A 13546-nucleotide genomic window follows, 5' to 3' on the forward strand; every position below is an offset into this window, starting at 1 on the left:
TTCGACCGCCGGCCCGTTCTCGTTGTGTCAGAAGCCGACAACCTGCTCCTGGAGATCCAGTGCCACCTCATCCACATAGGGCGCGAGCCGGTAGCGGTAGCGGTCCGTGGCGTCGGCGACGATCAGCGACGCCTCCAGCAGCTCCGACAGCAGCATCAACGGGTTCCGCACCGGTATCGGCAGCACGTCGTCCACGGTGAACAGTGGCGTCGGCAGCATGGCCAGGCTGCGCAACAACGTGCGGTGATCCTCGGTCAGCAGGTCCAGGTCCCACCGCAGGCTCTCGGCCAGGGAACGCTGATGCCGCAACAAGGCGTGGTCGTTCGTCCACAGCATCTGCGTCGACGGGCCGTGGGCCAGCAACGCCGTCACCGGGATCGTCCGCAGCCGTTCAGCGGCGAACTCCAGCCAGCGCGGCAGGCCACCGAGCCGCCGGCACAGCTCGGCGACCAGCGGGAGTTCGTCGGCCGACCACGCGTCCGCGCCCACGTGCCGCAGCATCAGCTCTTCGCCTTCCACCGTGAGCGGCCGGATCTCGCAGTTGACACCGAGGCGCTCCGTGAGCTTGCGGCGGGCCGTGGTCAGCACGTGCAGGCCGAGGTAGCGGCCGAGCAGCTCCTTGGTGACGGCGGTGACGCTGTCCGGAATGTGTTCGGCGTTGTCCAGCACCAGCAGCAGGTCGGCCGCCCGCTCGTCGGTCCGGTCCCAGCCAAGCTGCTGGCGCACGCGCTGCCGGACCGTGGTGGTCTGGTCACCGAGACGTTCCGACGGGACATCGCCGAGCTCCACGACGACAACGCCGTCGCGGAAACTCGGGCCGACCTCGGCGGCAATGCTCAGTGCGAGGCGCGTCTTGCCAACGCCGCCGGGGCCGATGAACGTGGTCAACCGGTTGGCCCGCACCGTCTGCGCCAGCCGCTCGTGCTCCGCGCGCGGACCGACCAGCGCCGTCGGCAATGGCTGCGGACCACGCCATCGAAGCTGGTCCGGGGCCGGCTCAGGCGTGTCCTTGACGCCGAGCGCGTCGGCCAGCAGATCGACCGACGAGCGGCGCGGCGACTGCACCCAGCCGAGCTCCAGGTTCCGGATCGTCCGGACGCTCAGTCCGGACCGCTCGGCCAGCTCCTCCTGCGTCCAGCCGCGTTCCTCGCGCAGCGCCGCGATCCGCGTCGCGTCCCAGGTGTTCCGGCGGATTCCCAGCACAGGCATCATCGGTACCCTCTGGATTGAAGTTCGTAGAGCTCGGCGTACATGCCGCCGCCGGCCATCAGTTCCTGGTGGCTGCCGACCTCACGCACCCGGCCCTGGTCGAGCACGACGATCAGATCGGCCATGCCGACGGTCGAGAACCGGTGCGACACCAGCAGCGTGACGGTGCTGCGCTGCCTGGCCGTACGAGCGGCGGCCGCGAAGCGCTCGAACAGCATGTGTTCGGTATGGGCATCGAGCGCGGCGGTCGGCTCGTCGAAGACGACCAGCAGCGGATCCGTGCGCATCAGGCCACGGGCCAGCGCCAGCTTCTGCCACTGCCCGCCGGACAGCTCGACGCCGTCGTCCCACCGGGTGCCCAGCTGCGTCTCCAAGCCCTGCGGCAGGCTCTGGACGACACTGGAAGCACCGGCTCGTTCCACCGCCGCGCCGACGGCCACCAGGTCGTCGATCCGCGGCAGGTCACCGACGCCGACCGACTCCCGCACCGGGAACTCCAGCTTGGCGAAGTCCTGGAACGCGGCGGCGCACCGCTGCTGCCAGTGCGCGGTGTCGAATGCAGCCATGTCGGCGCCGTCGACCAGGATCTGCCCGGACTCCGGCTTGCCGAACCCGCTCAGCAGCTTCACCAACGTCGTCTTGCCAGCCCCGTTGTCGCCGACCAGGGCGACGACCGCGCCGGCCGGCAACCGCACCGACACGCCGTCCAGCACCGGTTTGCCGGGGTAGCCGAAGCGCACATCCCACAGCTCGATGCCGTCGTGCAGAGTCTCGGGCACGGCCTCGGAGCCGGTGCGTCGCGTGCCGGCGGCATACTGCTTGAGCCACATGAATCGCTGGCCGACCCTCAGCACGAACAGGAAGTCGGTGCCGTACATGACGGCCGTGCCGACAGTGGACGTCATCTGCGCCGCCAGGCCCACCACCAGCACGACATCGCCGGCGGTGGCGTTGTGGTTGACGACGTGCATCAGCGCCAGGCCGATCGCGCCGATGTAAGCCAGGGCGTTGACCGCGCCGTCGATCGCCTGGAGCCCGGCACCCCGCCAACTGGCCCGATTGCGTTGTCCGATAACGGTGTTCGACACGCGGTGATGCCGCTCGCCGAGCAGCGCGGTCAGGCCGTAGACCCGGAGTTCGCCGGCCGTCGACACGGACGTGCCGAGCTCGAACAGGTGTCGCCGCAAGCGTTCCGGCTCGCTCGTCGCCTCCTGGGCCGCCACCTTGAGGTCCTTGCTCACCTTGCCGAGCCAGAACGACAACGCCGACAGCACCGGCAGGAACAGCAGGAAAGGATCGACCTGAACCAGCAGCACGGCCGTGACGGCCAGGGTCGCCGCGACACGGACCAGGCCGGCGGTCGCGTTCACCATGCCCGGCAGCCGCCAGTGCTCCTCGCGGATCCGCTGCACCTGGTCCAGATAGTCGGCCCGCTCGTGGTGGGCCAGGCCTTCGGCCCCGCCGATCAGCTCCATCAGCCGCTGGCTGGCCACCGCCCCGGCGCGCTCCTGGACCGTGAAAAGGCAGTGCACGTAGTAGAAAACGGAGGCCAGCGCGGCGCCGACGGTGATCGCCATCATCCCGGCGGCGAGCAGTCCCGCCCGCAGATCGCCGGCGATCGCCGCGTCCACCAACAACTTCGCCCCGAAGCCGCCGATCGGCACCGAGGTGGCGAACACGATGCCGGTGAGCAGCTGGGCCGTCGCATGCCATGGGGCGGCCCGGAAACCGATGCCCATCAACGCCGCGTAGGCCTTGACCGTGTCACGCATGACCGGCCTCCAGCTCCACGAACCGGGCCGCTTGCAGGTCGAACATCCGGGCGTACCGTCCTTCCCGCGCCAGCAGGTCGTCATGGCTGCCGTCCTCGACGACAACTCCGTTGTCCAGCACCACGATCCGGTCAGCTCGGCGCACCGTGGAGAACCGGTGCGAGATCAGGATCGTGGTCAGCCCGGCGGTCAGCTCCAGGAACCGCTCGTAGATCTCGGCCTCAGCCCGTACGTCAAGGGCGGCGGTCGGCTCGTCGAGGATCAGCACGCGCGCCCCGGCGTCCACCGCGAACAGGGCCCGGGCCAGGGCGATGCGCTGCCACTGCCCGCCGGACAGGTCGGTGCCGCCGGTGTACTCCGGCGACAGGATCGTGTCCCAGCCGTTCGGCAGGTTCTGGATGAGCGGCAACGCCCCCGCCCGCTCGGCCGCCGCGTGCAGCCGGTCGCGGTCGTCGGCGTGGTGCGGCGCGCCCATGCCGATGTTCTCCGCGACGGTGAGGTGGTACTTCGCGAAGTCCTGGAACAGCACGCCGATCCGGCTGCGCCAGGCCGCCGGGTCCAGCTCGGCCAGGTCGATTCCGTCCACGTGCACGGTGCCGGCGGTCGGCGGGTGCAGGCCGCAGAGGATCTTGACCAGCGAGCTCTTGCCGGCCCCGTTGTCGCCGACCACGGCCAGCGACTTGCCGGCCTCGATGCTCAATCCGACGCCCCGCAACGCTTCCTGCTCCGCCCCGGGGTAACGGAACCGGACGCCGGACAGCCGGATCTGGTCGGCGGGGAACGCCTCCGGCAGCTCCAACGCGTCTCCGGCGGACGGCTCGGCGGCGACCCGGTCGCTGAGGTTGAGGACCTTGGGCACAGAAGCCGCGGCGAATGACAGGTACGCGTTCTGGTCGTCGAAAGCGGTGTAGTTGTTGGCCAGGCTCAACGCCTGCGTGTAGACGGCTAAACCGGCCAGCCCGAGATCATGCCGGACGGCGGCCCAGGCCAACAGCCCGTATGACAAGGCATTGACCACGGCCAACGCCCCGGTCGACCCGAGCACCACCCGGGCCCGCGGGCGACGTTCCCGCCAGATCGGCTCCATCGCCGTTCGCCAGGCCGTGCTGAACCTCGTGACCAGCCAGTCCAGCAGGCCCCAGATGCGGATCTCCTTGGCCGCCGGCGCGGTGATCGCCAGGTCCCGCAGGTACTCGGCCTGTTGCAGCGCCGAACTCTGCCCGAACCCGACCTGCCCGACCCGGAAGTACTCGCGCTGCATGAAATAGACGACAAGTGGCCACGTCACGAGCCAGATCAGGCCGAGCCACCAGTGGAACGCGACCAGCACCGCCGCCGCGGCGAGTGCCCGCAGCCACGCCGGCACCACGCTGGCCAGCGCCCCCACCGCCAGGCTCGGCCGGTCGTTGTCGGCCAGCCCCAGGCCACGGACCACCCGCAGACCGGCCAGCACCTCCGGATCGGTCAGGTGCGCGATGCCGGCCGGCGTACCGACAGCGGACATCACGCGTTCCTGGAGTTCGCGGTCGACCTGCCGGCCCAGCGTCTCGCCCAACGTGGTCAGCAGCGGCGTGACAACCTGCTGCGCCAGCACCAATCCGCCGACCACGGCCAGCAGCACGAGCAACCCCCGGCCAGCACCCGAATCCAGTCCCGCGCTCACTGCCGCCGGAATGGACCCGATGAGCAGGCCGGTCGCCACGGCCACGCCGATCGGCAGCAGGGCCGCCGCGACGATCAGCAGCACCCCCAGCACCGATCGGCCCGGACTGGCCTTGGCCAAGACTCGGACCAGCGCGGCGATCCCCGCCAGTGTCGGCGGAATCCGCCTGTTCTTCCCCATGTTTCAGTCCCCGCTCTGTGCATCTAGTGGTGGACGAGACGGCACGAACGCCCGGGGCGGCGCCGTGGCCCGCTGCCCCCAGCGATCGTCGGACAGCGTGAGCAGCGCATGGACGCGGACCGGGATCAGCAGCACGACGTGCATCAGCCCGTACAGCGCGAAGCTCAGGAAGCCCAGGCTCCGCGTCCGCCACACCCCGTACGCGCAATGGCCGAGCGCAACGAGAGCCAATCCGCTCCCGTAATACCCAAACCCGCTGAAGCCTCTTACCGTCAGCAGGACCAGGGTTGCCGCGAGCAACGCCGGGGCCAGGAGCTGCACGACGGCGTCGAGCACGAGGTAGAAACCCCGCGCCGGCAGCCGGGGCAGGATGGCCGCCATGTCCCGGTACACGCAGCGGTTCCAGCGGAGTTGCTGGCGCAGGAACGGTTTCAGCCGTTCCGGCACGACCGTGGCGGCCCGGGCGGCGCCGACGTAGACGGTGCGCATTCCAGTGCCCAGCACGAGATTGGTGAGGTGGCGGTCCTCGCCGTGGGTGCTGGGCCGGTTGCGGAAGGTCTGGTTGAGATAGTCGTCGAGGGTGCGTTCGAGCACCGACCGGCGATACGCGGAGAACGGCCCCGAGCAGCAGAGCACCGAGCCGAACAGCGACTGCGCGGCCCGTTCCTGGTTGCACGCGTACCAGTAGCGCCGGTCGATGATCCGCGTGAGCCAGTTCACGGATGCGTTGGCGGCACGCATCTCCCCCATCGCCGCGCCGACCGTGGGATCGTCGAGCGCGGCGACCAGCCGGCGCACGCCGTCGGGGTCGATCTCCGTGTCGGAGTCGACCGAGATCACGACCTCGCCGTCGGAGTCCACAATGGCCTGGGCCTGGGCGTGCCGCTTGCCCATGTTGGCCGGCAGCAGGATGACCCGGTTTCCCTTGCGCCGGCGGAACTTCTGGTAGACGGGCTCGAGCTCGGCCCGGTTGGGCGAGCCGTCGTCGACCACGTGCACCCGGATCTCGCCGGCGTAGTCCTGTCGGGCGATCGAGTCGAGGCAGGCCGCGAGTTCGGCCGGATCCTCGTTGTAGCAGGGAATCACGACATCCACGGTCGGCAGGGTGCTTGAGCGGGACGGTGTGGTGCGCCGGTGTGCCCGTTCGGCGAACACGGTCTGCAGGATGAGGTAGCTGCCGACCAGGAGCAGGTAGGCCAGGAACACCCACCGGAGAAGCAGATCGAGTGTGGCGGTCACCCAGGAGGTAGGGCGGCGGGTTACAACGTTTTGTAACCCGTCCGGCTAACTCAGTCATTTCCCCTTGACCGACGGGCGGTCCCTGATGGCAGACGGCAACTGGACGATCAGCGAACGGGTGCCGGTGCGGTTCACCGGCGGCCGGGCCCGCACCGGCCCGGCCACCCTCGGGCAGACCAACATGGTCCGCTCGGTGGGCATCGACGATCCGGCCGGCAGCAACGCGCGGCTGATCTGGGAGGTGCCGGCCGGCGTCGACGTGGCCCGGCTGGCTTCCGTCGTGACGACACTGCTGCTGCGGCACGACTCGTTGCGCACGACGTTCCCCGAGGCCGGACGGCAGTCCGTGGCCGGCGAGGGCTCGCTGGAAATGTCGGTGTACGAGGCCGACGACGCCTATGCGTGCGCCGACGACGTGGCCCCTCGGTTGCGCGCCATCCGGTTCGATCCCGCCACCGAGCTGCCGGTGCGGGCCAGCGTGATCACCTCGCACGGCGTGCCGGCCGGCTTGATCCTCATCCTGTGCCACACGGCCGTGGACGCCGCGTCGCAGTCGATCCTGCGCCGTGAGGTGACCGCGTTGCTGACCGGCGAAGAGCTGCCGCCGCCGGCCGCGACGCAGCCGGTGGACCTTGGCGAGACCGAGCAGACGCCGGCCGGCCAGCGGCGTATCGCGTCGGCGCTGCGGTACTGGGACGACCTGCTGAGCACCACCCCGCAGGCCATGTTCGCCGTCCCCGGCGTCGGCCCGACCGACTGGATGCTGCCCCGGCTGACGCTCCGGTCGACCACCGCCGCGCCGGCATTGGCCCGGATCGCCGACCGGACCGGTGCGGGCCGGGCCACTGTCGTGCTGGCCGCGTTGTGCGCGTTGATCGGCCGTCGGCTCGGCGTGCGGACGGCCGTGGTGGCGATGCTCGCGGCCAATCGGCTGCTGCCCCATCTGACCGACTACGTCGGCACCATCTCGCAGGACGCCTTGATGTCGGCCGAGCTGGACGTCGCCACGTTCGACGAGCTGGTCGGCCGGATCCGTGACCGGTCGCTGGCCGCCTACCGCCGCAGCACCTTCGACTCGGTGGCACTGTGGAACATCATCGACGGTGTGGCGGCGCGTCGCGGCACGCATTGGGCGCGGGACTGCGTGTTCAACGACCTGACCGGGTTGGGGCAGGGTTCGGGGCCGGCCGACGTCACGGATTCCGCCATCCGGCTGGAGTGGCTGCCGGCCGAGGCGATGCCGACCCGGCTGATGGTCTGGGCCGTCCGGTTGGACGACGAGGTCGAGCTGTCCGTGCTGGCCGATCCCGGTTGCCTGTCGACCGCCGAGGTCGAAGCCTTCGGCAGCGCCATCATCCGGCTCATCGTCGAGGCCGCCGATCAGGACATCGACCTGGCCTCGTCAAGCGTGGTCGCCTCGCTCGAACCGGTCGTCCGCGGCGATGGCTGGTATCTGTCCGACCGCTGCTGGATCGAGCTGGCCGCCGTCCGACAGCTGCTCGACGACGTGCTCGACGGCCGGCCCAATCTCGTGGTGGCGGTGCCGGATCCCGCTTTCGGACACCGGCTTGTGTGCTACGTCACCGGTGATCACGTTGCCGCCGAACGGATCCACGCCGACTGCGTCGCCGCGTTGGAGATGCGCCCGAGCGCGATGGCCCCGCACCACTACGTTCTCTGCTCGCAGGCCCCCGCCGACGTGACGGACGTGACGGCCTGGCAGTCGCTGGCCGTCGCCGAGAGGACCGGCCGGGCCGAGCCGAAAGTCACGGTGCGACCAGCGAATTGAGAATCCTGCAAGGTTTCGCCCCATCGCCGTCGCCAAGACTCGGCCCGTGCGAACAGTCGAGTGGGAGACGCTCTACAGCGACAACGTGACCTGGGTGTTCCGGTTGATGCTCGGCCGGGTCGGCAACCTGCCGGACGCCGAGGACCTCACCGCCGAGGTCTTCCTCACCGCCCTGCCCTACCTGCGCACCGAGGCCGACGTCGAGCAGATCCGGGCCTACCTTCGGGCCACCGCCCGGACCGTGCTCGCCCGCCACTGGCAGTCGGCGTTCACCACCGAGGCCGCCGCCATCGAACTGGCCAAGACCGCGGACGCCCCGACGGAAACGGGGCCGGGCGGCGAGGCGACACAGCAGGCCGAGCTCATCCTGGGCGCGCTGCCCGACCCCTACCGGTCGGTGCTCCGGTTGCGCTACCTGCATTCGTACTCGCTCAAGGAGACCGCCAGCGAGCTCGGCATCACCCTGTCCAACGCCAAAGTCATCCAGCACCGCGCCCTGAAACTCGCCGCCGCACTGGGCGACGGCTAGGACGTCAGCAGTTCACGGATGCGACCGTCCAACACCGCACCGGCCTTGTGCTGGCGCAGGGTCCGCTGGTAGCGGCCGAGGATGCTGGTGATGTCGAGCGTCCGCTTCTCGGACTCGAGGGTGAACACGGGGGCGATCGCGGCGGCGGCGCCGTCGGGGTCGCCGAGACCAAGGCGGGCCATGGACAGGTAGATGTGGGAGATGGCGGCCCGGTCGTAACTCCAGCCGGGGCGGCTGGGGTCGGCGAAGCCCTCGGCGGCGGCATGGGCGTGGTGCTCGCCGGCCCGCAGGGCCTGGCCGTCTTTGGGCAGCGCCATGTAGACCTCGGCGACGTAGCTCAACCGGGCCGGTCCGACATTGGTGTCGTCGTAGCCGAGCAGGTCGTCCACGTCGTCGGTGACGAGCCGGTGCCAGCGAAGGTCGGCCCGGCGCAGCGCCTGCTGGGCGCTGGAGACCTGGTGCGTGTGGGCCAGCACGCGGGCGGCGCGCAGCGGCAGCAGCACCGACATGATGCCGGCCGTGTGCGCGCTGAAGGCAACGCCGGCGTTGGCGTACCGCAACGCCTCTTCGTAGCGGCCGGCCCAGAACGCGGTCAGCGACTGGATGTTGCGGATCAGCGCGCACAGGCCAGGATGCTCGGCGCGCTGGGCGAAGGCGAAGGCCGCCTCGGCCTGCCGCAGCGCCGTGGCGGTATCGCCGCGGTCGTGGCTGGCGCTGGCCAACAGGTACCCGGTCAGCCCGGCGTAGAAGTACAGCCGGCGTGTGTGCACGCGCGACAGCTTGGCGTGCACCAGGTTCACCGCGGCCAGGTGCACGGTCGCCAGCCGCTCCAGGATCGGCTCGGCCGATTCACGCACGTAGCTGGTGGCCAGTTCGCGCACCGCGCCGTCGAGCCAGGCCAGCACCTCCGAGCCCGAGGACGTCAGCGTCACCTCGGCGATCTCGGTCGACCGCTCGCAGGTCGCGGCCAGTATCTCCGACCGGCTGTCGGCCGACCGGATCTGGGCCCCGGCCGGCTGGTGGCCGCGGCGCAGGTCCTCGACCCGGTCGCGGGCGGCCAGCAGGTCCCGTCTCAGCCGCGGCGGTATGTCGCACAGGTCGACCAGCACGGCGAACCGGTCCCGGCTGGCCAGTGTCCGCCCGTTGAGATAGTTGCCGCAGGTGGCGTGCGACCAGCCGGTGCGCTTGGCCACATCACGGTACGTGACCGCGCCGCCGCCGGTCTCCCGCAGCAGCTTGCGCAGCAGCGCACCCAGATCCTGCGTGGTCTGGACCAGTGCCGCGACCGTCGTGATGTCCTCCTGCATAAGCGCCGCCACGTCTACTCCCCAGTGACCGTTGGTAAGTGTTGTGCAAGGTTGTCCAAGATATGCCCCCGGCGCCGGGCGCAGCTACGACAGTTCGGTTGTAGCGGTTCGACGATTGGGTGACCGGAATGACAGCGACAACCACCGAGAACAGTGCCGGCCGGAAACGCCAGTGCCGCCTGGGCATGACGTGATGGACAAAGAGGCACATCGCCGGAAATCACTGGCCATCGACGGCAACTACCTGCACGGGAACCGCATCGGTCACGGAAAGTATCGAGACGCTCACCGGGAAGTCACGGGATTCGCCACACCAGTTGCTTTCACTGGACAAGGAAATACGGGGTAGCAAATCCCCTTCCTTCAGCAAATTTTCAGATTCCCGGCGAGTGGCGTTACGGCATTTGGGGGCAATGATGGAGTTTCGGGTGCTCGGCCCGGTCGAGTTGCACGCCGGTGGAAAACCGGTCGATATCGGACCGCCACGCCAGCGCGCGGTGCTGGCCGCGCTGTCGGTCGACGTCGGCCGCCCCGTGCTGCCCGGCACCATGATCGACCGGGTCTGGGGCCAGGAGCCGCCCGACGGCGTCCGGCACGGTCTGCACGTCTACGTCGCGCGGATCCGCCGTGTGCTGCGCCAGGCCGACCCCTCGACCGCGACCAGCCTGGTCCGCCGGTCCGGCGGCTACGTCCTGGACGTCGACCCGGACCAGGTCGACATGCACCGCTTCGCCCGCCTGGTCCAGCAGTCACGGGATCCCGCGTGCCGCGATCTGGATCGCGTAACCCTGCTGCGCCAGGCGATGCGGCTCTGGCGCGACACGCCGCTGGCCGATCTGCCCGGGCTGTGGGTGGAGCAGGTGCGGCAGACCCTCGTGCAGCAGCGGCTGGACACCGCCGTGGCGTGGGCCCAGGCCGAGGTCGCCGTCGGCGGCGCGGCGGCGACCATCCCCACGCTGACCGAGCTCGTCGGCGAGCATCCGCTGGTGGAGAGCCTGGCGGCGGCGTTGATGCGAGCCCATCACGCCACCGGTAATACCGAAGAGGCTTTGACCTCTTACACCAGCATGAGACAGCGGCTGGTCGAGGCGCTCGGCATCGAGCCGGGGGCCGAGCTGAAGGCCCTGCACCAGCAGGTGCTGCGCGCCGACCTGGACGAGCCCGCCGCCCGACCCCCAGCACTGTCCACAGCGCTGTCCACCACCCGATCCGTCGCCCCATCCATCGCACTGTCCCTTCCGGACAGTCCGGTGCCGGCCCAGCTGCCGATGGACGTGCCCGGTTTCAGCGGGCGCGGCGCCGAGCTCGGGCAGCTGGACGCCTTGCTGACGCAGGCGGAAGGCGTCGGCGTGTCGGTGGTGTCCGGCACCGCCGGCGTCGGCAAGACGGCGTTGGCCGTGCACTGGGCCCATCGGGTGCGATCGTCCTTTCCGGACGGTCAGCTGTGCGTCGATCTTCGCGGGTTCGCCCCGGACAGCTCGGCCACTCCCGACGAGGTGATCGGCGGTTTCCTGGAGGCGCTGGGCGTGGCCCGGCACCGGGTACCGGCCACGTTGGCCGATCGGGCCGCGCTGTACCGGAGCATGTTGAGCGGTCGGCGGATGCTGGTAGTGCTGGACAACGCGCGGGACGCGCAGCAGGTGCGGCCGCTGCTGCCCGGGTCGCCGGGCTGCCTGGTGCTGGTGACCAGCCGTCATCAGCTGCCGGGGCTGGTCGCGCACGGCGCGCGTCCGCTCGTGCTGGACCTGCCCAGCCCGGACGAGGCGCGGGAGATGATGATCCGTCGTCTCGGCGTCACCGATCGCGGCACGCTCGACGAGATCATCGCGTTGTGCGCGCGGCTGCCGCTGGCGCTGTCCATCTCCGCTGCCCGTGCCACCACCCGGCCCCATGTGCCGCTGCGGGCCCTGGCCGACGAGCTGCGCCGGACCAGCGGCTCCTTGGCCGCGTTCGTCGGCGACGACGAGGCCACCAACGTCCGCGCCGCGCTCTCATGGTCGTACCGAGCTTTGAGCCCCGAGGCCGCCACCCTGTTCCGGCGGCTGAGCCAGCACCCGGGGCCCGAGTTCACCGTCGCCTCGGCCGCCGCGCTCAGTGGCTCGTCGCCGGCCCGGGCCCGGCGGCTGCTCACCGAGCTCGCCCACGCCCATCTCGTCACCGAGCAGAACCCCGGCCGCTACGCCATGCACGACCTGCTTCGCGCGTACGCCATCGAGCAGGCCCACAAGGTCGACGTCGATGCCGACCGGCAGGCCGCCCTGCTCCGCATGCTCGACTCCGACCCCGAGACCCTCGGCTTCGGCATCAGGGCCGGCCGGCCTCGCTGACCCGCGAGGCCAACTCCCGCAGCGCGTCGTGCGACGGCGAGCCGGACTGAGCGGTCCACGTGAACAACTGCTGGACCGGATCGGCGGTGGACACCAACGCCGCCCAGTCGAGGGTCAGGTCGCCGACGACCGGGTGCCGCACCTGATTCGTGCCGGCGCCGCGGACGGCGACCTGATGCTCGGTCCACCAAAGCCGGAAGTCCTTGTCCCGTGCGGAAAGCTCCTCGACCAGGGCCACCAGCTCGGGGTCGTCGGGGTCCTGGGCGGCCTCCCGCCGCAGCTGGGCGACGCCGTTGCGAGCGGCGTAGTCCCACTGCGGATAGCGGCCCCGCACGGTCGGGTCACAGAAGACCAGGCGGACGAAGTTCCGGTGCGGCACGGGCAGACGGCCGAAGTCGGTGAACAACGCGGCGGCCATGGGGTTCCAGGCCAGGATGTCGGTCCGGCGGCCCAGAACCACCGCCGGGGTGGTGGTGAGGTCGTCGAGCAGCCGAAGCAGCTGCGGCTGGGGCTGCTGCGGGGCGGGCCGGTCAGGACGCTGTTCACGGCCGGACAGCTCGAAGACGTAGTCGCGTTCGTCGGCGCTGAGGCGGAGGACCTGGGCGAGCGCGGACAGGACCTCGACGGATGCGCGACGGCGGCCCTGCTCGAGGCGTGTGTAGAAATCGGTGCTGATGGACGCGAGGGCGGCCACTTCCTCCCGGCGCAGGCCGCGGACCCGCCGCCGATGGCCGGTGCCGGGCAGCCCGACGTCCTCCGGACTCAGCTCGCTGCGTCGTGCCTGGAGGAAATCCCCCAGCTCGCTGCGGTGCGCGTCACCGGTCATGGCCGAAATCTAACACCGGCCAGGGTGGGCCTGAGCTGTCCCTGGACAACCCGGTCGGGGGACAACAACAGCCCATTTCGGACATCGACAACGGGTGCCAGGCTGGACGACGAGCCACAGATCCGCCGCCAAAGGAGAACCAGTGAGCACCGGCACGGCTGCTGTCGACGGGGGCATCGCGCCCGCCCTGCGACGGCTGTACTTCACCCGATTCGGCTTCGCCATCGTCTGGGCCGGCCTGCTGGTCCTCACCGGAGCCGGCATCACCCCGCTCAGCGGCACGCTGCTGGTGCTCTACCCGCTGTTCGACGTGGCCGCCGCGGTGGTCGACGCCCGCTCGGCCCGGCAGAAGCCCCCGGCCGGCCTGTACGTCAACATCGCGATCAGCCTGCTCGCCGCGATCGGCCTGGCCATCGCCCTCTCGTCCGGCATTCCCGGCGTGCTCCGGGTCTGGGGCGCCTGGGCCGTGCTGTCCGGCCTGATCCAACTGGCCGTGGGGCTCACCCGCCGCCGCCTCGGCGGGCAGTGGCCGATGATCATCAGCGGTGCCATCTCCACGGTCGCCGGCAGCTCGTTCTTCCTCCAGGCCGGCCAGTCGGGCACCGGACTGTCCACAGTGGCCGGTTACGCCACGCTCGGCGGCATCTTCTTCCTCGTGTCCGCCCTCCGGCTCAAGACCGCCTGACCGAAGGCGGTGGAGAAGTC

The 13546-nt window shown here is 70.4% G+C and carries 10 protein-coding genes; 4 read left to right on the forward strand and 6 right to left on the reverse strand.

Going from position 1 to position 13546, the window contains the following annotated elements; genetic code table 11:
• Positions 1 to 27: 27 nt before the first annotated feature.
• Genes M3Q35_RS15010 through M3Q35_RS15025 form a run of 4 tightly spaced genes read right to left on the reverse strand, consistent with a single transcriptional unit; the run spans position 28 to position 6063 of the window.
• The gene (locus M3Q35_RS15010) at positions 28 to 1209 is read right to left on the reverse strand and encodes a helix-turn-helix domain-containing protein (protein ID WP_273942370.1); all 1182 of its coding nucleotides are present in this window, start codon (positions 1207 to 1209) and stop codon (positions 28 to 30) included.
• A complete protein-coding gene (locus M3Q35_RS15015) occupies positions 1209 to 2981 on the reverse strand; it encodes an ABC transporter ATP-binding protein (RefSeq protein WP_273942371.1) in 1773 nt (590 codons plus the stop codon). Before M3Q35_RS15015 ends, M3Q35_RS15010 begins: the two co-directional genes overlap by 1 nt.
• The gene (locus tag M3Q35_RS15020) at positions 2974 to 4824 is read right to left on the reverse strand and encodes an ABC transporter ATP-binding protein (protein WP_273942372.1); all 1851 of its coding nucleotides are present in this window, start codon (positions 4822 to 4824) and stop codon (positions 2974 to 2976) included. Before M3Q35_RS15020 ends, M3Q35_RS15015 begins: the two co-directional genes overlap by 8 nt.
• Positions 4825 to 4827: 3 nt before the next feature.
• Positions 4828 to 6063 carry a glycosyltransferase family 2 protein gene (locus M3Q35_RS15025; RefSeq protein ID WP_273942373.1) on the reverse strand — a complete coding sequence of 412 codons (1236 nt, stop codon included), beginning with the start codon at positions 6061 to 6063 and terminating at the stop codon, positions 4828 to 4830.
• A gap of 85 nt (positions 6064 to 6148) precedes the next feature.
• On the opposite strand from M3Q35_RS15025, the gene M3Q35_RS15030 reads away from it, so the two are divergent.
• A complete protein-coding gene (locus tag M3Q35_RS15030; RefSeq protein WP_273942374.1) occupies positions 6149 to 7852 on the forward strand; it encodes a condensation domain-containing protein in 1704 nt (567 codons plus the stop codon).
• A gap of 46 nt (positions 7853 to 7898) precedes the next feature.
• Positions 7899 to 8381, forward strand: coding sequence for an RNA polymerase sigma factor (locus M3Q35_RS15035; protein ID WP_273942375.1), 483 nt, complete (start codon positions 7899 to 7901; stop codon positions 8379 to 8381).
• Here M3Q35_RS15035 and M3Q35_RS15040 read toward each other — a convergent pair.
• Complete coding sequence (locus tag M3Q35_RS15040; protein WP_273942377.1) at positions 8378 to 9700, reverse strand: helix-turn-helix domain-containing protein; 1323 nt, start codon at positions 9698 to 9700, stop codon at positions 8378 to 8380. The two genes, M3Q35_RS15035 and M3Q35_RS15040, sit on opposite strands and share 4 nt — an antisense overlap.
• 416 nt (positions 9701 to 10116) lie before the next feature.
• Here M3Q35_RS15040 and M3Q35_RS15045 point away from each other — a divergent pair, with 416 nt between their 5' ends.
• Positions 10117 to 12015 (forward strand): AfsR/SARP family transcriptional regulator, encoded by a 1899-nt coding sequence (locus M3Q35_RS15045; RefSeq protein ID WP_273942378.1) that lies wholly within the window; start codon positions 10117 to 10119, stop codon positions 12013 to 12015.
• Here M3Q35_RS15045 and M3Q35_RS15050 read toward each other — a convergent pair.
• The gene (locus tag M3Q35_RS15050) at positions 11993 to 12841 is read right to left on the reverse strand and encodes a helix-turn-helix domain-containing protein (RefSeq protein WP_273942379.1); all 849 of its coding nucleotides are present in this window, start codon (positions 12839 to 12841) and stop codon (positions 11993 to 11995) included. The two genes, M3Q35_RS15045 and M3Q35_RS15050, sit on opposite strands and share 23 nt — an antisense overlap.
• A gap of 142 nt (positions 12842 to 12983) precedes the next feature.
• Between M3Q35_RS15050 and M3Q35_RS15055 the strand changes: the two genes are divergently transcribed.
• On the forward strand, positions 12984 to 13526 hold the full coding sequence (locus M3Q35_RS15055) for a hypothetical protein (RefSeq protein WP_273942380.1): 543 nt from the start codon (positions 12984 to 12986) through the stop codon (positions 13524 to 13526).
• Positions 13527 to 13546 lie beyond the last annotated feature (20 nt).

Source organism: Kutzneria chonburiensis (genome assembly GCF_028622115.1).
Lineage (GTDB): Bacteria > Actinomycetota > Actinomycetes > Mycobacteriales > Pseudonocardiaceae > Kutzneria > Kutzneria chonburiensis.

Bases quoted from the DNA above. Each gene is read 5' to 3' on its own strand.
- M3Q35_RS15050 (WP_273942379.1), bottom strand. From the start codon at position 12,841: ATGACCGGTGACGCGCACCGCAGCGAGCTGGGGGATTTCCTCCAGGCA.
- M3Q35_RS15020 (WP_273942372.1), bottom strand. From the start codon at position 4,824: ATGGGGAAGAACAGGCGGATTCCGCCGACACTGGCGGGGATCGCCGCG.
- M3Q35_RS15030 (WP_273942374.1), top strand. From the start codon at position 6,149: ATGGCAGACGGCAACTGGACGATCAGCGAACGGGTGCCGGTGCGGTTC.
- M3Q35_RS15015 (WP_273942371.1), bottom strand. From the start codon at position 2,981: ATGCGTGACACGGTCAAGGCCTACGCGGCGTTGATGGGCATCGGTTTC.
- M3Q35_RS15010 (WP_273942370.1), bottom strand. From the start codon at position 1,209: ATGCCTGTGCTGGGAATCCGCCGGAACACCTGGGACGCGACGCGGATC.